The following is a 20435-nucleotide window of genomic DNA, read 5'->3' as shown; positions in this document are numbered from 1 at the left end:
CCATGCATCTGCTGGCCTCACAGCCGGGCGGTTTCAGTGATGATGAAGGCATCATCGACCTCGGCCAGACACCCGGTGAACTGGTCATTCTTTCGGCCGCGGACAGCGTACTGGCGCTGCTGGCTGAACGCGCCGAGGCGCTCCCGGACGCCTATCCTTCAGTTCGGCTGGCCAACTGGCTCAATCTCAAGCGCCCAGCCGCGCTGGATCTCTATCGTGACCGGGTGACCGATCGTCAGGGGCCTCAGGCGCCCGAAGGCACCCGACTGATGGTACTGTCACTGCTGGGCGGAGAGAGCTACTGGCAGTATGGGCTGGAACAGTGTCAGGCGTGGGCGCAGGAAACGGGCGGAATACTGATCGTGGTGCCCGGCGAGGATTACGAGGATGAGCATCTGCTGAACGCCGGCAGCGTGGACTACGCCACGGCATGGCGGGTCTGGCGTTACCTGCGCGAAGGTGGCCGACACAATGTCGATCAACTCTACCGTTATCTGGCTACACTGGCCTTCGACCATGCTGATGATGCCCTGCCCCCGAGCCGTACGCCACGCGCCCTGCTCTATCAGCCACAGGCTACTGGTGCCGTGGCTACCCTCGATGAGTGGCGCCAGCGCTGGCAACCAAACGCACCCGTGGCCGTGCTGGTGTTCTATCGCTCGCATCTGCAGAATGCCAACGTCGCCATGTTCGACGCGTTGATCGAGACCATGATCGCAGGCGGTCTCAATCCACTGCCGATCGCGGTTGCCTCGCTCAAGGAGCCACTCTGTCTGGAAACGGTCGATGACCTGATCGAGCAGGCCAATGCGGATATCATGCTCAACGCCACCGGTTTTGCCCTTTCCGGCACGGTCAATGCCTCGCTCTCCTCGACCCCGAGCGACTATCGTCACCCCTTTCAGCGTGAACTGCCGATTCTGCAGGTGATATTGGCCAGCAACAGCGAGGCTGACTGGCGCGAGCAGTCCGCCGGGCTGCGTTCGCGCGATATTGCCATGCACATTGCTCTGCCCGAACTCGATGGACGCATCATTACTCGCGCAGTCGGCTTCAAATCCGGCGAGCGCTACAGTACCCGCACCCAGCATCAGGTAATCCGTTACGAACTCCATGCCGAACGCGCACGCTTTGTGGTTGAGCTGGCAAGACGCTGGGCAGAACTGAGGCGTACCCCTGCCAGCCAAAAAAGGATCGCGCTGATCCTGGCCAACTATCCTTCCAGTGATGGTCGCATTGGTAACGGGGTGGGGCTGGATACGCCGGCCAGCACGCTGAACATCCTGCACGCTTTGCGCGAAGCCGGCTATGCGGTGGGTGACACCCTGCCACAGGATGCTACCGCGCTGATCGAATGGCTGCAGGCCAGCGTCACCAATGAGCCAGCCAGCTGGCGGACCCGCCCGGCGGCACAGAGTCTGGATATGACGACCTATCGACGCTGGTTTGCCACCCTGCCCGAGCAGTGTCAGCAGGCCGTACTGGTGCGCTGGGGCGAGCCCGAGCAGGACCCGCGCTGCCGCCAGGGCCGACTGATGATCGCCGGAATGCGACTGGGCGAGACCTTCATCGGTGTTCAGCCCGAGCGGGGCTACGATATTGATGAAGTGGGCAGCTATCACGCCGGGGATCTGGTGCCGACCCATGCCTATCTCGCCTTCTACTGCTGGCTGCGCGAAGTGTACAGCGTGGATGCCGTAATACACGTCGGCAAGCATGGTAATCTCGAGTGGCTGCCCGGCAAGAGCACCGCGCTCTCCGAGACCTGCTGGCCGGATATCGCACTCGGTCCGATGCCTCACCTCTACCCCTTTATTGTCAACGATCCCGGCGAAGGCGCCCAGGCCAAACGGCGTAGCCAGGCAGTCATCATTGACCATCTGATGCCGCCGATGACCCGCGCCGGCGTCCATGGTGAGCTGGCAGAACTCGAACGCCTCACCGACGAGTATTATCAGGCGCTGGGGCTGGATCAGCGCCGCGAGCAATGGCTGCGCCGGGCCATTGTCGATCAGCTGAAGAATTCCGATCTGCTTGCCGAGCTCGAAGCAATGCCCGCCAGCGACGGTCGTGATGGCGCGCTGGAAGCGACCCTTGACGAAGAAACTCGGCTGCTCAATCGGCTCGACGGCTACCTCTGTGAAATCAAGGAAGCCCAGATACGTCACGGTCTGCATCGGCTTGGTCAGTTGCCTGATGCAGATCGCCTGACCGACATGCTGCTTTCGCTGATGCGTCTGCCCCGTGGTGATACCGCAGCTGATGCCGGGATCCTGCACGCGCTGCGCGACGACCTGGCGCTCGACCACGACCTTGACCCGCTTGACAGTGATACCGGCCCCTGGTCAGGGCCATCCCCAAAACTGTTGCAGCAGGTGCTGCCGGAGCGCCCCTGGAAGACACGCTCCCATACCCGCGAGCGGCTGGAAGCGCTGGCCAGCCAGCTGGTCGAATCCCATCTGGTTCAGGGCGCCTCCCTGACCGGGCTGCCAGTCCAGCTTGAACGTACCCATGCCCTGCTCGAAAGCGCACAGCGCACCCTGCTGCCGGTACTCAACCAGAGTGTCGATAACGAGCTCTCTGCCCTGCTCGATGGGCTCGCGGGACGCTTCGTGGCACCCGGCCCGAGCGGTGCCCCCACCCGCGGGCGACTGGATGTATTGCCCACGGGGCGTAATTTCTATGCGGTCGACAGTCGCGCCATTCCCTCGCGTACTGCCTGGCAGCTTGGTCAGCAATCAGCCGAGGCGCTGATCGAGCGTCATCTACAGGAACATGGTGATTATCCCGCATCCATCGGCCTTTCAGTCTGGGGCACCGCCACCATGCGCACCGGTGGTGACGATATCGCCCAGGCCATGGCACTGATGGGGGTACGCCCGGTATGGGCGCCCGGCTCCCAGCGGGTAGTGGATTTCGAAGTGATTCCGATCTTTCTGCTTGGTCGACCAAGAGTGGATGTCACCCTGCGAGTGTCGGGTTTTTTCCGCGACGCCTTTCCCAACCTGATTCGACTGTTCGACGCCGCGGTACAGAAGCTTGCCGAACTCGAGGAGCCCGGCGACAACCCGATCAGGCACCATGTCGAAGAGCGGCAGCAAGCGCTGATGACAGAGGGCCATGACAGAGAGAATGCCCGGCTCGAAGCTGGCTACCGTGTCTTTGGTACTCGTCCGGGCAGTTATGGCGCCGGGCTGCAATCCATGCTCGATGAGGGCCACTGGGAGAACAGTGACGATCTGGCTCGGGCATGGATAGACCAGGGCAGTTTCGCCTATGGTCAGGCCGATTTCGGAACGCCTGCCAGCCGCGCCTTTACTCAACGCCTCGGCCAGCTGGATGCCGTGGTCCATAACCAGGACAATCGCGAGCACGATCTGCTCGACTCCGGCGACTATGCCCGCTTTCAGGGCGGCATGGCGAATGCGGTGCGCAGCCTGTGCGGTAAAACACCAAGTATCTATCACGGTGATCATGCCAATCCGGCACGACCCAAAGTGCGCACTCTCAAGGAAGAACTCAACCGTGTGATCCGCGCCCGGGTCACCAACCCGAAATGGATCGCCGGCATGCAGCGCCACGGCTACAAGGGCGCCTTCGAGATGGCCGCCAGCGTGGACTATCTGTTTGCCTATGATGCCACCACCGGCCTGATTGATGACTACCAGTACGCCAGTGTTACCGAGGCGCTGGCACTGGAGCCGGAAAACCGGGAATTCATGGCCGTACACAATCCACATGCCCTGAAGGAGATGGCCGAGCGCCTGCTGGAAGCCATTCAGCGTGGATTATGGGAATCCCCCGGCAATTATCGACAGCAGCTGGAGGCACTACTGATCGATCTTGATGTCCGTGAGGAGCAAGCCGCTTCATGACCTCCGCCTACGGCATACCCCGCCACCATTTTCGGGCAAAAAACACCCTAATGGTTCAGGGCACGACCTCGGATGCCGGCAAGAGCGCACTGGTAACTGCCCTGTGCCGGCTGCTCGCTCGTCAGGGCCTGCGCGTAGCCCCCTTCAAGCCGCAGAACATGGCACTCAACAGTGCCGTGACCATCGACGGCGGCGAAATTGGTCGTGCCCAGGCTGTGCAGGCGATGGCTGCCGGCATTGATGCTCGGGTGGATTTCAACCCGATCCTGCTCAAACCCACTTCCGATCAGGGCTCGCAGGTCATTGTCGGTGGCCACGCCATCGGTACCATGCGTGCCGCCGAGTATTATCGTCACAAACCCGCGCTGCTCAATGACGTGATTGCTGCACACGAGCGGCTCACTACCGAGTTTGATCATGTCATTGTGGAGGGAGCCGGCAGCGCCGCGGAAATCAACCTGCGTGCCCATGATCTTGCCAACATGGGGTTCGCCGAGGCCATCGACTGTCCGGTGATCCTGATCGCCGATATTGATCGCGGCGGCGTTTTCGCCCATCTGGTAGGCACCCTGGCGGTGCTGCCCGAAACCGAACGCGAGCGCATTGTCGGCTTTGTCATCAATCGTTTTCGCGGGGACCCGACTCTATTGCAGCCGGGGCTGGAGTGGCTGGAGCATGAAACCGGTCGTCCGGTACTGGGTGTGCTACCCTGGCTTGAGAACCTTCATGTCGAGGCCGAGGACAGCCTCTCACGCGCCGGCAACTCACATCATGAAGGTGCGCGAATGCAAGTTGTGGTGCCCCTACTGCCACGGCTGAGCAATCACACCGATTTCGATGCCCTGCGGTTACACCCGGATGTTGAGTTGAAATTCTGCCATACCCCGGAACCCTGCGACCTGATCATTCTGCCTGGCAGCAAGCACGTACGCGCCGATCTCGACTGGCTACGCGCTCAGGGCTGGGAAACGGCCATTAAACGACATCTGCGTTATGGCGGTCGGGTGATGGGCATCTGCGGGGGTTATCAGATGCTGGGACATCGCATTATCGATCCGGATGGCGTCGAGGGAGAAGCCGGTGAAAGCCACGGGCTGGGCTGGCTGGATCTTACCACCACACTTCAGGCCAACAAGCAGCTACGACGGGTCACCGGTCATTGCCTGCTCGGCGGCCCCCCCGGTACACCTCTTATCGGCTATGAAATCCATGTCGGCGAGAGCCGCGGCAACGGTCTGGGAGAGAACATCTTCGTGCTGGATGACAATCGACGGGACGGTACCCTCAGCGCTGACGGCTGCATACTGGGCACCTATCTGCATGGCATCTTCGATTGTCGAGAAACCCTCGAAAGCCTGCTGGAATGGGCAGGTCTGACAAAACCCCGGCATTTCGATTATGAAGCCTTTCGTCTGGCCGAGATGGACCGGCTGGCTGATGCTGTAGAGGACGCCATGGATCTTGAGAGACTGAAGAATTTCAACTGACCGATTCAGAGCGGCATACGCCCATTTCATCACTTTGAACCGACTCATCAATAACTGGCGTCTTTCGAGCAGTCATCTACACTCACTGCTCAACTTCATTTCAATAACGAAATCGCAGGGGTGCTGACATGGCCATGAAACAGGTTAAAGGGGTCGTGGATGCCGAATATGCCCATGCGTTAAAAGCCATGGCCAGACGCAAGGGGATCTCACAGGAAGAGCTGGTGGGTAGAGCCGTGACACACATGGTAATTTTTGAATTACAGCTCAGTAATCGCGTCAAGACACACCCTGTCGAGACGGATGAAATCGGTAGACGCATGGTCTGAGTGCATCAAACGGCACGTCCACTGACCGGGCCCGCGGCTCACACCGCGAGCCAGCCACGTTCAGAAGGTTTCCCAGTCATCCGATTCTGCAGCAACGGGCTCGGCACGCCCGGGCTTTCGACCGGCTGCAGTATCCGAGGATCCGGAATGCGATACCTCGACCATCACCGGAACCGCACCCTCCGCCAGCCGGAAGGAAGCCACGGCTTCGTGCAACCTGCCCGCCTGGGTCTGCAGGTCCTGAGCCGCGGCCGCCGACTCCTCGACCAGTGCCGCATTGTTCTGCGTGACCTGATCCATCTGGGATATGGCCTGATTCACCTGTTCGATACCGTTGGACTGCTCGCCCGACGCCTGCGAGATCTCCTCGAGCAGCTGACTGACATTACGCACCTGCTGAACCACCTCGTTCATGGACCCCTTCGTACGTTCGACCACAGTCATCCCTTCTGCGGTACGACTGCCCGCATCGGTCACCAGCGTCTTGATCTCCCTGGCCGCATCGGCACTGCGACTGGCCAGCTGGCGGACTTCTCCGGCCACCACGGCAAAGCCACGACCGTGCTCACCGGCACGAGCGGCTTCCACCGAAGCGTTCAGCGCCAGTAGATTGGTCTGAAAGGCAATGCCATCAATCACCTCGATGATGTCGGTGATACGCTTCGAGCTTTCATCAATGCCCTGCATGGTGGTTACCATTTCCTCGACATCCTGACCGCTGCGCCCTACCGACTGCGAAGCAGTCAGCGCCATGGTATGCGCCTGCTCGGCATTCTGGGCATTCTGACGCACGGTGGCAGTCATCTGCTCCATGCTGGCCGCGGTCTCCTCAAGCGAGGCAGCCTGCTGCTCGGTCCGACCGGAGAGATCGTTACTGCCGGCGGCAATCTCACTGGAGCGTGATCCCACCAGCTCACTGCTCTCCCGGATGGTACCCACAGTCCGGATCAGACTGCCCTGCATGTGGCGTAATCCTTCAAAGAGCTGACCGATCTCATTGCGACTGCCCTCCCGAATGTGATGCGCGAGATCACCACGGGCGATGTGATCAAGATGCGCAACGGCCTCGCCCAGCGGGCGGGTAATGACCCTGGCGAACAGCATGCGAATGGCAAGCACGATGCCAGAAATCACCATGGCAATGATGGCCATGGTCCAATTGATGGCCTTCTGTCGGCTTTCGGCAGCCTGGTCCAGCGCCGCGGAGATCCGATTGCGATAAGCAATCAGGGCATCCACCGAGTCTTCAAAGCGGGCATCCATCTTCGGTACCACGGTGCGAGCCACTTCCCGGTAGCGCTCCAGATCGCCCGCTTGCAGAGCGGAAAACAGTGGCTCGAGCCCCTGTTCGATATATTCGTTCTGCCGTTGCTGAAAGGTTTCTGCCAGCGCCGTTTCAGCCCCTTTCTGACTCCCTGACTGATAGTTCGCCATGCTCGCCTGCGCCTTGCCCAGGGTTTCACGCGCCTGATCCAGCCACTTATTCACCTGCTGCTGATTGCTACCATCGACAGCATCACGCTGGGCATTGGTCAGTCGCACACGTGTGGTACGCAGATGATTGATACTGTCGGCAATATCCAGTGTGGTCTGTATCTCGTCATGCGTTCGATCCAGTGACCGGTTGGTCACATGAAGACTGTAGACTCCGTAACCGATGGAGCCGACGAAAAGTGCTGCAAGTAACGCAAGTCCTGCCGTCAGCAGCGTTATCACTCTGATGTTTTTAAGCATTCTCAACCGTAACCATAACTGATGAAATCAATGGCACCGGTTAAACCGATGCCCGGACTGCTCGGGTCATGCCGAGCACACAAGAATATCGGCAGGTATTACATCGCGGTTTATCAGGATCAGCTGAACACCAGCGGTGGTCCTGTAGTGAGCCGGTATTCGAGAGGCATGACTCATCGGTTCGGCCGCTTTTCAGGATCATTACCGCTCACGCGCGGTTGCCAGGGTGAGCCAATGGCGAAATTGCTGCACCGCCACGCCCTCCTGTCGCTCAAGGGAGGAAGCAGTGAGAGACGCCCCGGACTCGACAGCTGTTGTGGCAGCGTCAGAAGCTGGTAGCTGTTGGCTGTCAGGGGACGCCCTGGTGGATACCACTGCAGAGCAAGCGCTTCAAACCAGTCCTGCCATGTCATGAAGTCATGACGACACGGCATATCAATGGCTCAGGAGGGGATGGTCTTACAAGGTGAGGGTATACAGGATCAGAAAAGCCGGTATTTTCAGTCCAACATCATGAAGTAGCGGGAAAGTTGCTTCCGGGTCCCATCGGCACATCCATGTGCCGATGGGACCCGACTCATCTCATCCTGTCTGCTGACGACGCAGACCCGGGCTGATCAGTTCTCCGGCGAGGACACAACACAACAGCGCTGCCAGCCACCAGGGCCATTGGGTGCTCATATCAAGCTGTGCAATGCCCAGTGCATCGATAAACACCACCACGATCGACAGCGGTGTCACATAGCGGATCATGAAGAACCACAAGGCATAGTGCATCCCGGTAAGTCCCAGCTCACTACGCATGATATGGCTCTTGAGAAAAAAGCCGGCCAGCAGGGAAAGTCCCAGTCCCCCCAGCGGCATCATCCACCGTGACGTCAGGTAGTCGAGCCAGTCAAAGAAATTGCGACCTGCCACGGTCCACTCGGCTGTCACATTGAAGGACAGTACTACCAGCAGACTGACCAGCCATAACACAATCCCGGTACTCCAAGCAGCGCGAGCACGAGAGATACCCCTGCTCTCCTGGAGCCAGGCGACCGTGGCTTCGATCATCGAGATCGCCGAAGTCAGTGCTGCCATGGTGAGCATGACAAAGAAAACGATCTCCAGTAGCGTACCCAATGGCATCTGCTGAAAGGCCAGCGGCAGACTCATGAAGATCAGCCCCGGCCCACTGGCCGGATCCAGGCCGTTGGCAAAAATGATCGGGAAGATGGCCAGACCTGCCATGAGAGCTACCACGGTGTCGCAGATTGCTACGGTAAAGGTAGTTCTGGCAATCGACTTGCCTGCCGGCAGATAGGCGCCATACGCCATGATGGCACCGGCAGCAAGGGACAGTGTAAAGAACGCATGCCCCATTGCGGCCAGCAACCCTTCGCTGGAGAGCTGATCAAATTCGAAACCGAAGAGGAAATCCACGGCGCGGCCAAAGCCACCGGAAAACATGCCGTAAACGATCAGTATGCCCAGCATGATCACCATGCCCGGCATCATCCAGCGCACGCTGCGTTCGATGCCTTCCTGCACACCCTTGCCAACGATCACCATGGTGACCACCGTCACCAGAGTACTCCAGAAGCCCAGATTGAGCGGATCAGCATTGTTGGCACCGAAGATGGCCGCCATGCCTTCGACACTATCGGCGTTCAGCCCACCGAAAATTGTCTTCCACAGATAGGAGATCGACCACCCCGCCACCACGACATAAAAGCAGAGGATCATGAAACCGCAAAGCATCGACATCCAGCCGAGCACCCGCCATAACGAAGCACCGCCGGACTCGGCCACTACACGACGCACGGCATCTACCGGACTCCCTCTTCCCCGGCGCCCAAAGGCAATCTCCGTCATCATCAGCGGAATACCGATGGCTGCAATGCAGAGCAGATAAACCAGTACGAAAGCGCCTCCGCCATACTCACCGGTCATATAGGGAAATTTCCAGATATTACCCAGCCCTACTGCCGAACCGGTCGCAGCCAGCACAAAGCCCCAGCGCCCTGACCAAAGCGTGCCGGAGGAGTTGTTTGTCGTCATGAGTGTAACCCTGGTTGTTATGGGTCCATTGAAATCAGACCTTGCAAGAACGCTACCCGCTCGGCTATCCGGATACCCGATCAGGCAGTGATGCCACAGGAAAGTCGGATGATCGAAACCGCAGGATTATAACGTACCGGTCGACTCTATTGCGCGACCAGGCAGCATTCGGCATATCAATTCAGGGCTTCTGCTGGCCGATACCGAACCTCAGTCCGGCAATAGAAAATTACCCTGGCGACCGTCACCCAGGCTCGAGTCCACTACCGAATCGTCCTTGAGCGATACACCCGATAACTGCCGTTCATTTGCCTCTCTCAGCAGATAGATCAGCAGTTCTGATGCCGCCTGAAAAGATTGGCCATTGGGCCGAATATTGGAAAGGCAGTTGCGTTCACTGTCACGCCGACCAGGACGAGGCGCCCAGGTAAAGTAGATGCCGAGGCTATCTGGTGAACTCAACCCGGGCCGCTCACCGATCAGCACGACGCTCATGCGAGCGCCCAGCGCTTCGCCGATCGGATCGCCAATCGCCACCCGAGCCTGTTCAACCAGTGTTAGAGGCCCGGATTGCCAACCCTGTTCTTCCAGCATCGGCATGAGTACCTGAAGCATCGGCACGCTGTTTTCATGAATCGCCCGGGCCGATAAACCATCGGCCACCACAATCGAAATATCGCATTGCCGACAGTTCATCGCCTTTAACGCGTCAAGTGACGCCTCATCGAGCTTTCGTCCCAGATCAGGGCGACGCAGATATTCGTCGCGATCGGCGGCAGCACTGTGCAGGCGTACCACGTTTTCCGAACAGGCAGATAGCTGTTCCACCATCCTTTCGGTATCCAATGGGAGATGAACAGCATCCCGCGCCCGGGCATGCGCCAGCTGAAACTGCAAATGAGCATCGGTAGGAAGGCTGCTGCCGGCACGCCCGAGCCCGATACGAGCCTGGGTATGTTGACGCAATACCTGCCAGGGATTGCTGACCACCCCTGAGGCAGTCGTGCTGTTCTCATTGCTCATGATCGCAATCTCCGATTCAGCCGGACTGTGTCAGCGCATGACGAAACACCTCCGGCAATTGCTGTCCAACGCCGATACGGCCCCGAGCATCGACAATTGCCATGCGCTCCAGCCAGGATTGAAATTCCGGTGCGGGTTTCAGCCCCAGTACATCGCGGACATAGAGGGCATCGTGAAAAGATGTGGTCTGGTAGTTGAGCATGATGTCATCCGACCCGGGGATACCCATGACGTAGTTACACCCGGCAGCGCCCAACAGGGTCAGAAGCGTATCCATGTCATCCTGATCGGCTTCGGCGTGATTGGTGTAACAGACATCACACCCCATCGGGACGCCCAGCAATTTGCCGCAGAAGTGATCTTCCAGTCCTGCGCGAATGATCTGCTTGCCATCGAAGAGATATTCCGGACCGATGAATCCCACTACCGTGTTGACCAGTAGTGGTGAGAATTCACGTGCCACCGCGTAGCTGCGTGCTTCCAGGGTCTGTTGATCAACACCATGATGAGCATCTGCAGAAAGCGCACTTCCCTGGCCGGTTTCGAAATACATGACGTTTTGCCCCACTGTACCGCGCCCAAGCGCCAGTGCTGCATCACGCCCTTCACGCAACAGATCAAGAGAAATACCGAAGCCTTCATTGGCTGCCTGAGTACCAGCAATCGACTGGAAAACCAGATCGGTGGGTGCACCGCGATTGATCGCTTCAATGGCCGTAGTCACATGAGTAAGCACACAGCTCTGGGTAGGAATTTCATAGCGACTGATGACCTCATCAAGCATTTTCAATAGCGTGGTCACCGAGCCGGTATTATCGGTCGCCGGATTGATGCCGATCACGGCATCGCCATTGCCGTAGAGCAGGCCATCGAGAATGCTGGCCGCAATACCGGCAGGATCATCCGTGGGATGATTGGGTTGCAACCGGGTGGAGAGCCGCCCTTCCAGCCCAACTGTATTGCGGAATCGGGTAATGACCCGGCACTTGCGACCCACCAGAACAAGATCCTGCAGGCGCATGATCTTGGCTACTGCCGCGACCATTTCAGGTGTCAGACCGGGGGCTAACGCCTTCAGTGTTTCGCTGTCGGTTTCATGTGCAAGCAACCAGTTGCGAAACTCACCTACTGTAAGATGGGCGATCGGCGCGAAGGCCGCAGGATCATGTCGATCAATGATCAGTCGGGTAACTTCATCTTCTTCATAAGGAATGACGGTCTCTTCGAGAAACTGTCTGAGTGGCACATCCGCCAGTGCCAGCTGGGCAGCAACTCGCTCCTCGGCAGTGTCCGCCGCAATGCCGGCCAGCTCATCCCCCGAACGACGTGGCGTGGCCCGAGCCAGCAGTTCACGCAACCCGTCAAACCGGTAGCGACGACCAGAGACATCACACTGATAGGTGCCCATGGCTGTTATCCTTGTAATCGGTAGTCTCTTTTGTCTATCTGAGCACCTGTCACGCGGAAAGTGCAATAGATCATTGCCTCCCTGTCGCTAAAGGAACGCCGGTTACGGACCCCTCATGATCGTTACCCTGAGCCTTATTTCCCTTACCTGTCTCATTTCCATTATTGCCCTGCGCAACTTTACCGTGCTTGAGCGGTTACTGTTCTGGCCGCCCGGCGTCAATCGCGGTCAGCTCTACCGGTTCGTGACTCATGGTTTTGTACATGCTGACGGTCAGCATCTGCTGTTCAACATGATCACTCTGTACTTTTTCGGTAGAGCGATTGAACCTTTTTTCAGTCAGTATCTGGGAGGTGCGGGATATGCAGGCTTTTACCTGGGAGGGTTGATAGTCGCCATCCTGCCAGGCTACTGGCAGCATCGCCGTGACACTCGCTATCGTAGTCTGGGCGCGTCAGGTGCCGTATCGGCCGTTCTATTCGCTTTCATTCTGATTCAACCCTGGGCGACACTTTATATTCTGGTGATACCGGTACCCGCTATCGTGTATGCCATTGCTTACACTCTCTGGTCGATCTACGCAGGGCGACGTGGCGGAGACAACATCAATCACAGCGCCCATTTATGGGGCGCTGCCTATGGAGTGATTTTCGCGCTGCTCATGGAGCCGCGATTGTTCGATGTATTCCTGACCCGGTTATTGTCGCCGGGCCTGGGTTGAATCACGACAAGAGCAGTTTTCAGGGATTGATCGGATCATCCAGTTGATAACCACTGTTATGCTGCTGACCAGGCGCCATCCCGCCTGAGGGCGGATTATCGGGTGTCTCCATGCGTTCACCCTCCAGTGGCAGTTTCAGATCGCCGGTCGCATCCAGCGCCGGTTGATGTTCCACAATATCGTTACCGGGGACTGGTGAATTGCTGGCATAGCGGTAAAGGCATTTCTGAATGCCATCAGCTACCTGATCCAGGGTTTGCCAGACCTGCATGGGCTTTTCTTCATCCCATGCCCCTACCGGACTGAAGGTATCACTGCCAGAGGCCCGGCCGATTCGGTCAAAATAGTAATAGTTGGAAGTGGAACCCAATTGGAGCTTCAACCGGAAGGCAATGGGCGGCTGACTGTCTCTGGCCACGCCGGTAATGATGACGCTATCGTGGTCTTCCCCCTGTTTCATTTGCTGATCACCGGCAGTAGCCGAATCGATCTCTCCGGCAAGATCCAACGGCATCACATTGACCTGACGGCGCACGATCGAGGTTTTCAGGCACTGCTGCAACTCGCCTGAAGCCACTTTGGTCCATGGCTTGCGAAACCAGACTGATCCTATATAGCTGCCCGATGCTGACTGCACAGGGTTGATCGACTCATGTGAAACCACTCCCGGGGAGAGTACATACTGGGGCGCTGTAGAACAGGCGGACAAGAGCGTCGCCATCATGGTACCGAAAACAATTCTTTTCATGAGCTTTTCCGAATCAACAATAAATGTGCAGCAGGGCCATGCGCATCCAACCCTGATTCCATACCCCCTATTGTAAGGGGCAAAACATGTCTTGCGTTAATCCTGATCAAAGCGGCATTCGAGGCTGATCTCGGCGGGACTGGCACAGCATTGACGTCATGAAAATGCGAACCTGATGACGTTGTCGATGCTTGCAGCGACAACAGAAGTCGATCACTGCCGGGCGAATTTCGAGTTACCGGAATTCAAACGGCAACGGTGTATCGAATTCTCTGCGTTTGGCCCGTGTCTCATCGGGCCTTTTTTCTCTGAGGCCTGCCCTTCTGAATACAAAATAACGGTGTCCTTGTCGGATCACCGTTATGCACCAGCGGCAGTTGCGAATTTCAGCCAGCCAATGATATTCCCATGCAACGGGCAAGCTGTTGCGTCTTGATACATGCATCTGCAAGCGGCACTGGCTGCATCAGGGCCATGGCCGCCCCGTAGGTTGTCAGAAATTCCCCACACTCCCTGCAGGTCACTTCATCCCAATCCATGGCATCCTCCACGACATGAATATTATTGCTTCCACAACGATGGCAGGTCATGTCCAGCATGAAACTCTCCTTGTCCAGCGGTTACCCATTGCATCAAGTGTCCAGTGATGCAGCATTGATGTAAAGCTTTCGTACAATGAAGGCAAGACTCGTGATTGACAAGCCTATGCTCTCCGGAATGCGTGACAGCATCGTGACATGCTAATGACCCTCTTATTGGGAACCAATTCGCAAAGGTATTGTATAACCTCTATCAGAGGGTTGATCATCGGACTGGCCGACCACGGGGTTGATCAGCGAAGATGGGCGGTATAAACCCGCACGAACGGAAACATGTGAAATGGATGCGACCGCCCTTTTGAAGGAATACCGCAACTGGCAGCGTTTCAGCCGTCAGGAGAGTCTTGACCGGGAGCATCGGGCCGCCGTACGCAAACTCGCGCAATCGGGCGCGATGGCCAGTCGAATGGCTGAGTCTTATCGCAGCATGGCATCACGTGGCGCCTCAGAAGGAGCCTGCTATCGCACGTTGTTCAAACGGCGCATGGATGATGAGACCGAACTGGCCTGCGAGGGCTGGTTATTCGTACGTCGCGTTCTGAGCGAGGGAGGCACCACCCGGGTCAGGGCGACCCTGCTGGAAAGCTTTACTCTTCCCAGCGGCACAGTCACCCCGGGAACACTGGAGCCACAGGGCATCACCCTGGAAATATATGATGAACTGCTGGTCAGCCAAAGCATGCAGGTGGGATGTCGAGTCGACCGCCGCGATGATGAGAATGACACCCGTTTCCTGACTTTTGTCGACAGTGTGCGCGGTGATCTCAAGGCTCATCTCTGAATGCCACACTGCGAATGTCGCTTTTTACAGATACCTGCTGTCTGAACGGATCACTCGAATATATTCCACCCGTTTTATGGAAGGAGTTACTGCCATGAACGTACAACATACCCCTTATACCAACCTTCCTCTACATTCACTCAGTGGCGTCAACGATATCAGTCGACCGGAAAGCCGTGCCGCTTCTGCCTCTCTCGATATGGATAGTCCGGCCATTGCACTACTGACCGACTTCAGCGAAGTCAGGGCCCATACCATTGCCGATAGTGCCAGCGCCTCACAGGCTCATGACACCATGAAAAACAATGGTATCCATATGCTGTTGGTGCTGGATGACAATGGGCGCTTTTCGGGCATTGTCAGTGCCAGAATCCTGTTTGGCGGACGTGCGATCACCCTTGCCATGCAACAATATGGTGTCCATCGCGAAGATGTAACTGTCGAGATGATCCGCACCCCTCGCGAAGAGTTGCATGCCATTGAATACGATCGTCTTCAGCGCGCCACGCTCGGGGATCTGGTTCAGACTCTTCGCTCTTCGGGCGATCGACATGTACTGATTACCGATGGTGATTGCGAAACTACCGATTGCCGTATTCGTGGCGTTATTTCCGCCTCGGATGTCAGTCATGCACTGGGCATCAATCTCGATCATCCCCCCGAAGCTCACAGCTTTTCAGCCATTCGATCAGTCGTATTGGGACACGACCTTTAAACTGATTGTCGTTCCTTCCGTTGCCCCCTGCTGCCCGATGCTCGACCATCGGGCAGTTGTTCAGACAGCCGTGATGAAATGCCGAAATGAATCGCATATTAATGATCTATACGGGTGGCACCATTGGGATGTACCCGGGCCCCAGAGGGCTTGAGCCCGGACACGACTTCGAGCAGCGCGCCAGACAACAGTTACAACGATTGCCGAGCAAGCGCCTGGAGGCGCTCCCTGATTTCGATTGCCTTGAGTACAACGATCCCATCGACTCAAGCAATGCCCGTCCTGAACACTGGGCTCGTATTGCCCACGATGTGCTCGAACATCGTCATTCATATGACGGTTTTATCATCCTGCACGGTACCGATACGCTGGCCTGGACAGCAGCCAGCCTTACCTGGCAACTGTCGGGGTTAGGCAAGCCTGTTATTGTCAGTGGCGCTCAGCATCCTCTCGAAGCGGAACAGAGTGATGGCCCGGCCAACCTCGAATTGGCACTGGGATTCGCAGCACGAAATGATCTGGTCGGGGTCGCCGTAGCTTTCGGTGGCCAGCTGCTGCGAGGCGATACCGCTCGTAAATGGGATACTCATGCCCATCGTGGTTTTGCCAGTCCCAACGCCGCGCTGCTGGGCGAATGGCTGCAGGATAGCCCACAGTTGCACGAAGTTTTTTCACCTTCGGCAAATGATGGGGAATGCACCCCCATGCCCTACCCTGCAGTGGTCACACCTCATGTCGCAAGACTGGTCCTGTGGCCCGGTATCAGCGCAGAGATACTGTCTCGTCTGTTGGGTGATGACATACAGGGGCTGGTACTGGAGGTCTGGGGGAGTGGCAATATTCCGGAAGATCCGGCAATTATCAATCTTCTAAGGCAAGCCTCTGAACGAGGTTGTCTGATTGTCGCGATCAGCCAATGCCCTCATGGCACTCTGCAAATGACGAATTATGCAACCGGTCATGCTCTTCTCTCGGCGGGAGTCATTAATGGCGCCGATATGACCCCGGAAGCTGCCTTTACCCGCTTGATATACTTGTTGAGCCAACAGCTCTCCCCGGAGAAATGTCGCCGGCAGTTTTCTCCATCCAGTGCATGATACAAATATATCTTGATCAACATCATGATAACGGTATAAAAAAGCTTGCCTGTCTGCTATTACAATGGCTGTCGTCGGTCCCGTTTTAGCGTTACAATTTCTTCTCCTTTCGCCCGGACCGGATCCCGGGCGTCGATATTCTCGGCAAAAGAAATTCTCCGTCATGACACAGCCTAATACTCTGCCACGCGCCGTGGTTATCTACTCCGGCGGCATGGACTCCCTGACTGTTCTGCATAACGCACTGGAAGCCGGCTTCGAAGTGCATGCCCTGTCCTTTCATTATGGACAACGACATGCGCGTGAACTTGATGTCGCTCGAAAGGTGTGTGAACGCCTGCATGTCGATCACCAGATCATCGACATTCGCGCCATTCATTCGCTGATTGGTAATTCAGCCCTGACCGACAATGATCGGGAAATGCCTCGGGCCGATTATGATGAAGACAACATGCAGGATACCGTCGTCCCCAATCGCAACATGATCCTGCTATCGCTGGCCATCGGCCATGCGGTCAACATCGGTGCGCGGGTATGCTATTACGGTGCACATGGAGGCGATCATGCCATCTATCCCGATTGCAGACCCGAATTTGTCGAAAGAATGAACTCGGTTGCCGCCATCGCCAATTACGAGCCTGTCGAGATTCGCACCCCCTGGCTGCATGCCGACAAGAGCGACATCCTGGCGGATGGTATGCGCATGGGGATTGATTATGCCGATAGCTGGACCTGCTATATAGGTGATGAGCTGGCCTGTGGCGAATGCGGCAGCTGTCGCGAACGGCTCAACGCTTTCGCTGCACTCGGAATGACTGACCCGCTTGCCTACAAAAAGCGCACGAGCTGAATAATGTACTCAGTCAAGGAAGCTTTTTACACGCTCCAGGGCGAAGGCGCTCAGGCCGGTCGTCCCTCGGTGTTCTGCCGCTTCGCGGGATGCAATCTCTGGTCCGGCAGGGAAAAGGATCGCGAACGCAGTATCTGTCGGTTCTGTGATACCGATTTTGTCGGCATCGATGGTCAGAATGGTGGACGCTTTTATTCGGCTTCGGCTCTGGCCGAACATCTTCAGGCTCTCTGGCCTGATGACCAGCCGGATCGTGCAAGAGGGAAACCCTATGTCGTCTTTACCGGTGGAGAACCCCTGTTACAGCTCGATATTGACCTGATCGAAGCCATGCATCTCTGTGGGTTCGAGATTGGCGTTGAAACCAACGGTACCCTGCCGGCGCCCGAAGGAATCGATTGGCTCTGCGTCAGCCCCAAGGGGAGCGCCCGGCTCAGACAGTTGAGTGGTCAGGAACTCAAGCTGGTCTATCCGCAAAGTGATGCGACTCCTGCGCAGTTCGAGCAGCTTGATTTCGAGCACTTCTATCTGCAACCAATGGATCTGACACCACGCGGCGAACAGGGTGAAACCATGGCAGCCACAGTCTCGTACTGCATGACCCACCCTCAGTGGCGACTATCACTACAGATGCACAAGATCGCAGGGATCGACTGATGACACTGTTCGTCAATGACCTCACCAATCTCGATGTTTCACTACTCTGCCCTCAACGTGGTCTGGTAGGCGCCAGCTGGCAGGTCAATCTCGAGCTTGAAGGTGAACTCGGAGAAGATGGGATGCTGTTTGACTTCGGTGAAGTCAAACCATGGGCCAAATCAAGACTCGATGGAGAAGTCGACCACACACTTCTGGTCCCTGCTCAAGCCGACTGGATCAGCGTCACCGAATGCGCTGAAGGATTATGCGTACGCACTTCCAGCCCATGGGAGATGGAAATTCGGGCCCCACGCCAGGCCTTCACCCTGCTGCCATGGACAACGGTTACACCGGAACAGCTGGAGCAGCGGCTCTCACAGGATCTGATGAAACGTCCGCCGGCGCGGGTCAGTGATATCCGGGTAACACTTGATGAAGAGTGGATCGAGGGCGCAGCCTACACCTACAGCCACGGGCTCAGGCGACATGCCGGCAATTGTCAGAGAATTGCTCATGGCCATCGCTCGCGCTTATTTGTCTGGCGCAATGGTCATCTGGACGAACCCCTGGCAGAAGCCTGGGCCAATCGGCTACAGCATATTTATCTGGCCGACCAGCATGATCAGGTTGCCACAGCCGACAACGAACGATGCGCCTTCGCTTACGAATCGCCACAGGGTCGCTTTCGCATCCAACTGCCTGCCAGAAGAGTCATGATGCTACCATCGCCGACCACTGTCGAACTGATTGCACGCTGGCTGGCGGAAGTCATTGCTCGTGAGGCAGGCGGGCATGTTCGGGTGCAAGCCTTTGAAGGCATTGGAAAAGGCGCCATGGCAGAGGCAAGACACTAGGGCAGGCAACGCAAAAAAACGGCGAAGACAGGGACTTGGCTGGCATGCCAGTTCACATGGGAAAATGAGTGTTCCAAGTTGGATTTTTAACCCAGCATGACCCATTGTCTTGCCTGCCTTTCTGTCAGAGCCATTGCAAACTACTCACCCCGGGGAGGAGAGCAGCATGACGCAACTGATTGCCAGTGATGAGTGCCGTCCCGGTTGCGGTGCCTGCTGTATTGCTCCGTCCATTTCATCCCCGATCCCGGGAATGCCGAATGGCAAGCCGGCAGGTGAGCGTTGCATCCAGCTCGATGACAACAACCTTTGCCAGCTGTTCGGTTCTCCCGAACGGCCCACAGTTTGCCGCAATTTTGCGCATGACCCGGTAATTTGCGGCACTCATCGCGATCAGGCGCTGAGCATGCTCAATGAACTGGAAGGTGCCAGTCGCCCCACTACGCGTCGCTGCCCTCAAGCCTGACCAACATCTTGCCGGTATTACCTCCTTCAAAAAGTGACAAGAAGGCGTCTGGCGTCTGCTTCAGCCCCTCGAAAACGGTTTCCTCGTAATCGATCTCACCACGCTCGACCCGGGGGCCAACCTCACTGACGAAACGCGGGTAGTGTTCCATGTGCTCCAGCACGATAAAGCCCTGCATACGCAGCCGACGTAATAACACATGGGTAATATTGGAAGGCCCGGGAGCCGGCTCGGTATCGTTATAGTGCGCGATCATGCCACAGACAGCGATACGCCCGAAGGGGTTAATGACATTCAGCGCAGCTTCCAGCATGGTACCGCCGACATTCTCATAGTAAACGTCGATCCCGTCAGGCGCAGCCTGCTGTAGATCCCGGGTCAGGGCCTCTGCCGTTTGACGATGGTTGACCGCCCGGATACCACGCTCTTCCAGCCATTCACGCTTTGATGTGCTCCCAGCGGTGCCAATGACGTCACATCCCTTGAGACGCGCCAGCTGAGCGGCCAGCGAGCCTACCGCACCACTGGCAGCCGAAACCAGCACCCGGTCACTCGACTTGAGTTCAGCAATGTGTTCAAGCCCCAGCCACGCTGTCATGCCGGGCATCCCCAGCACGCCAAGGAAAGCCTGTTCGGGGACCTCATGATTGGGCAGAGGCTGTACCTGATCGCCCGGTAACTGCGCCGTGTCGCGCCAGCCGGCCATATGGATAACCCGATCACCGACAGTAAAATCGTCATGTCGGGATTCGATCACCTCCCCCAGGGCCCCACCTTCCAGTGGTTCTTCGAGTTCAAATGGCTCGATATAGGTGCGCACACCATCCATTCGCCCCCGCATATAAGGATCTACCGACAACCAGCGGTTACGAATGCGTACTTCACCTGCTTGCAGCTCGGGCAGTGTCGCATTTCGAAGTTCAAAAACACCCTTCTCGGGCATGCCGTTCGGCCGCCGCGTCAATACATAATAGCGACTGTCGGTCATGAGATTCTCCACAAGAGTAATATAAGCAGTTACAGGATAGAACCCTTACCCTACGTATCTCCAGTAACCAATGGCACG

The 20435-nt window shown here is 57.1% G+C and carries 18 protein-coding genes; 11 read left to right on the top strand and 7 right to left on the bottom strand.

Annotated elements, in window-relative coordinates:
- The first annotated feature begins 2 nt into the window (after window positions 1-2).
- The 3 genes from cobN (at window position 3) to FY550_RS07805 (ending at window position 5691) form a co-directional block, all read left to right on the top strand.
- Window positions 3-3875 carry a cobaltochelatase subunit CobN gene (cobN, locus tag FY550_RS07815; RefSeq protein ID WP_070977407.1) on the top strand — a complete coding sequence of 1291 codons (3873 nt, stop codon included), beginning with the start codon at window positions 3-5 and terminating at the stop codon, window positions 3873-3875.
- Window positions 3872-5362 (top strand): cobyric acid synthase, encoded by a 1491-nt coding sequence (locus FY550_RS07810; protein ID WP_070977406.1) that lies wholly within the window; start codon window positions 3872-3874, stop codon window positions 5360-5362. The genes cobN and FY550_RS07810 overlap by 4 nt, the downstream gene beginning before the upstream one ends.
- Before the next feature lie 134 nt (window positions 5363-5496).
- Complete coding sequence (locus FY550_RS07805; protein ID WP_139148645.1) at window positions 5497-5691, top strand: hypothetical protein; 195 nt, start codon at window positions 5497-5499, stop codon at window positions 5689-5691.
- Between the two features lie 60 nt (window positions 5692-5751).
- Here FY550_RS07805 and FY550_RS07800 read toward each other — a convergent pair whose 3' ends face one another.
- The 4 genes from FY550_RS07800 to FY550_RS07785 form a co-directional block, all read right to left on the bottom strand.
- Window positions 5752-7425, bottom strand: coding sequence for a methyl-accepting chemotaxis protein (locus FY550_RS07800; protein WP_149054458.1), 1674 nt, complete (start codon window positions 7423-7425; stop codon window positions 5752-5754).
- A 582-nt stretch (window positions 7426-8007) separates the two neighbouring features.
- Window positions 8008-9468, bottom strand: coding sequence for a sodium-dependent transporter (locus FY550_RS07795; RefSeq protein ID WP_070977402.1), 1461 nt, complete (start codon window positions 9466-9468; stop codon window positions 8008-8010).
- Between the two features lie 210 nt (window positions 9469-9678).
- Window positions 9679-10491 (bottom strand): ethanolamine ammonia-lyase subunit EutC, encoded by an 813-nt coding sequence (gene eutC, locus FY550_RS07790; RefSeq protein WP_070977401.1) that lies wholly within the window; start codon window positions 10489-10491, stop codon window positions 9679-9681.
- Between the two features lie 16 nt (window positions 10492-10507).
- Window positions 10508-11899, bottom strand: a complete 1392-nt coding sequence (locus tag FY550_RS07785; RefSeq protein WP_070977400.1) for an ethanolamine ammonia-lyase subunit EutB — start codon at window positions 11897-11899, stop codon at window positions 10508-10510.
- A 115-nt stretch (window positions 11900-12014) separates the two neighbouring features.
- On the opposite strand from FY550_RS07785, the gene FY550_RS07780 reads away from it, so the two are divergent.
- Window positions 12015-12620 carry a rhomboid family intramembrane serine protease gene (locus FY550_RS07780; RefSeq protein WP_070977399.1) on the top strand — a complete coding sequence of 202 codons (606 nt, stop codon included), beginning with the start codon at window positions 12015-12017 and terminating at the stop codon, window positions 12618-12620.
- A 19-nt stretch (window positions 12621-12639) separates the two neighbouring features.
- On the opposite strand, the gene FY550_RS07775 is transcribed toward FY550_RS07780, so the two are convergent.
- Window positions 12640-13368, bottom strand: coding sequence for a hypothetical protein (locus FY550_RS07775; RefSeq protein WP_139148643.1), 729 nt, complete (start codon window positions 13366-13368; stop codon window positions 12640-12642).
- 386 nt (window positions 13369-13754) lie between these two features.
- A complete protein-coding gene (locus FY550_RS07770) occupies window positions 13755-13967 on the bottom strand; it encodes a hypothetical protein (RefSeq protein WP_070977397.1) in 213 nt (70 codons plus the stop codon).
- Between the two features lie 280 nt (window positions 13968-14247).
- Between FY550_RS07770 and FY550_RS07765 the strand changes: the two genes are divergently transcribed.
- The 7 genes from FY550_RS07765 (at window position 14248) to FY550_RS07735 (ending at window position 19369) form a co-directional block, all read left to right on the top strand.
- A complete protein-coding gene (locus tag FY550_RS07765) occupies window positions 14248-14748 on the top strand; it encodes a hypothetical protein (protein WP_149054457.1) in 501 nt (166 codons plus the stop codon).
- Between the two features lie 94 nt (window positions 14749-14842).
- Window positions 14843-15463 carry a CBS domain-containing protein gene (locus FY550_RS07760; RefSeq protein WP_070977396.1) on the top strand — a complete coding sequence of 207 codons (621 nt, stop codon included), beginning with the start codon at window positions 14843-14845 and terminating at the stop codon, window positions 15461-15463.
- 86 nt (window positions 15464-15549) lie between these two features.
- Window positions 15550-16560: an asparaginase gene (locus FY550_RS07755; RefSeq protein ID WP_070977395.1), complete on the top strand. Its 1011-nt coding sequence runs from the start codon at window positions 15550-15552 to the stop codon at window positions 16558-16560.
- Between the two features lie 163 nt (window positions 16561-16723).
- On the top strand, window positions 16724-17410 hold the full coding sequence (queC, locus tag FY550_RS07750; RefSeq protein WP_070977394.1) for a 7-cyano-7-deazaguanine synthase QueC: 687 nt from the start codon (window positions 16724-16726) through the stop codon (window positions 17408-17410).
- A gap of 3 nt (window positions 17411-17413) precedes the next feature.
- The gene (queE, locus tag FY550_RS07745) at window positions 17414-18067 is read left to right on the top strand and encodes a 7-carboxy-7-deazaguanine synthase (RefSeq protein ID WP_070977393.1); all 654 of its coding nucleotides are present in this window, start codon (window positions 17414-17416) and stop codon (window positions 18065-18067) included.
- Window positions 18067-18903, top strand: coding sequence for a 6-carboxytetrahydropterin synthase (locus FY550_RS07740; RefSeq protein WP_070977392.1), 837 nt, complete (start codon window positions 18067-18069; stop codon window positions 18901-18903). The genes queE and FY550_RS07740 overlap by 1 nt, the downstream gene beginning before the upstream one ends.
- Window positions 18904-19069: 166 nt before the next feature.
- Window positions 19070-19369, top strand: a complete 300-nt coding sequence (locus tag FY550_RS07735; RefSeq protein ID WP_070977391.1) for a YkgJ family cysteine cluster protein — start codon at window positions 19070-19072, stop codon at window positions 19367-19369.
- Here FY550_RS07735 and FY550_RS07730 read toward each other — a convergent pair.
- On the bottom strand, window positions 19344-20357 hold the full coding sequence (locus FY550_RS07730) for an NADP-dependent oxidoreductase (protein ID WP_070977390.1): 1014 nt from the start codon (window positions 20355-20357) through the stop codon (window positions 19344-19346). The genes FY550_RS07735 and FY550_RS07730 overlap by 26 nt on opposite strands.
- Between the last annotated feature and the right edge of the window lie 78 nt (window positions 20358-20435).

It is taken from the genome of Kushneria phosphatilytica, assembly GCF_008247605.1.
GTDB lineage: Bacteria > Pseudomonadota > Gammaproteobacteria > Pseudomonadales > Halomonadaceae > Kushneria > Kushneria phosphatilytica.
Note: the sequence above shows the minus strand (reverse complement) of the source record. Positions and strands in the feature narration are given on the sequence as shown.

Coding starts and splice junctions, on each gene's coding strand:
- FY550_RS07755 (WP_070977395.1), top strand. CDS start 15,550: ATGAATCGCATATTAATGATCTATACGGGTGGCACCATTGGGATGTAC.
- FY550_RS07780 (WP_070977399.1), top strand. CDS start 12,015: ATGATCGTTACCCTGAGCCTTATTTCCCTTACCTGTCTCATTTCCATT.
- FY550_RS07765 (WP_149054457.1), top strand. CDS start 14,248: ATGGATGCGACCGCCCTTTTGAAGGAATACCGCAACTGGCAGCGTTTC.
- queC (WP_070977394.1), top strand. CDS start 16,724: ATGACACAGCCTAATACTCTGCCACGCGCCGTGGTTATCTACTCCGGC.
- FY550_RS07730 (WP_070977390.1), bottom strand. CDS start 20,357: ATGACCGACAGTCGCTATTATGTATTGACGCGGCGGCCGAACGGCATG.
- FY550_RS07800 (WP_149054458.1), bottom strand. CDS start 7,425: ATGCTTAAAAACATCAGAGTGATAACGCTGCTGACGGCAGGACTTGCG.
- FY550_RS07740 (WP_070977392.1), top strand. CDS start 18,067: ATGACACTGTTCGTCAATGACCTCACCAATCTCGATGTTTCACTACTC.
- queE (WP_070977393.1), top strand. CDS start 17,414: ATGTACTCAGTCAAGGAAGCTTTTTACACGCTCCAGGGCGAAGGCGCT.
- FY550_RS07805 (WP_139148645.1), top strand. CDS start 5,497: ATGAAACAGGTTAAAGGGGTCGTGGATGCCGAATATGCCCATGCGTTA.
- FY550_RS07760 (WP_070977396.1), top strand. CDS start 14,843: ATGAACGTACAACATACCCCTTATACCAACCTTCCTCTACATTCACTC.
- FY550_RS07735 (WP_070977391.1), top strand. CDS start 19,070: ATGACGCAACTGATTGCCAGTGATGAGTGCCGTCCCGGTTGCGGTGCC.
- cobN (WP_070977407.1), top strand. CDS start 3: ATGCATCTGCTGGCCTCACAGCCGGGCGGTTTCAGTGATGATGAAGGC.
- eutC (WP_070977401.1), bottom strand. CDS start 10,491: ATGAGCAATGAGAACAGCACGACTGCCTCAGGGGTGGTCAGCAATCCC.
- FY550_RS07775 (WP_139148643.1), bottom strand. CDS start 13,368: ATGAAAAGAATTGTTTTCGGTACCATGATGGCGACGCTCTTGTCCGCC.
- FY550_RS07810 (WP_070977406.1), top strand. CDS start 3,872: ATGACCTCCGCCTACGGCATACCCCGCCACCATTTTCGGGCAAAAAAC.
- FY550_RS07785 (WP_070977400.1), bottom strand. CDS start 11,899: ATGGGCACCTATCAGTGTGATGTCTCTGGTCGTCGCTACCGGTTTGAC.
- FY550_RS07795 (WP_070977402.1), bottom strand. CDS start 9,468: ATGACGACAAACAACTCCTCCGGCACGCTTTGGTCAGGGCGCTGGGGC.
- FY550_RS07770 (WP_070977397.1), bottom strand. CDS start 13,967: ATGCTGGACATGACCTGCCATCGTTGTGGAAGCAATAATATTCATGTC.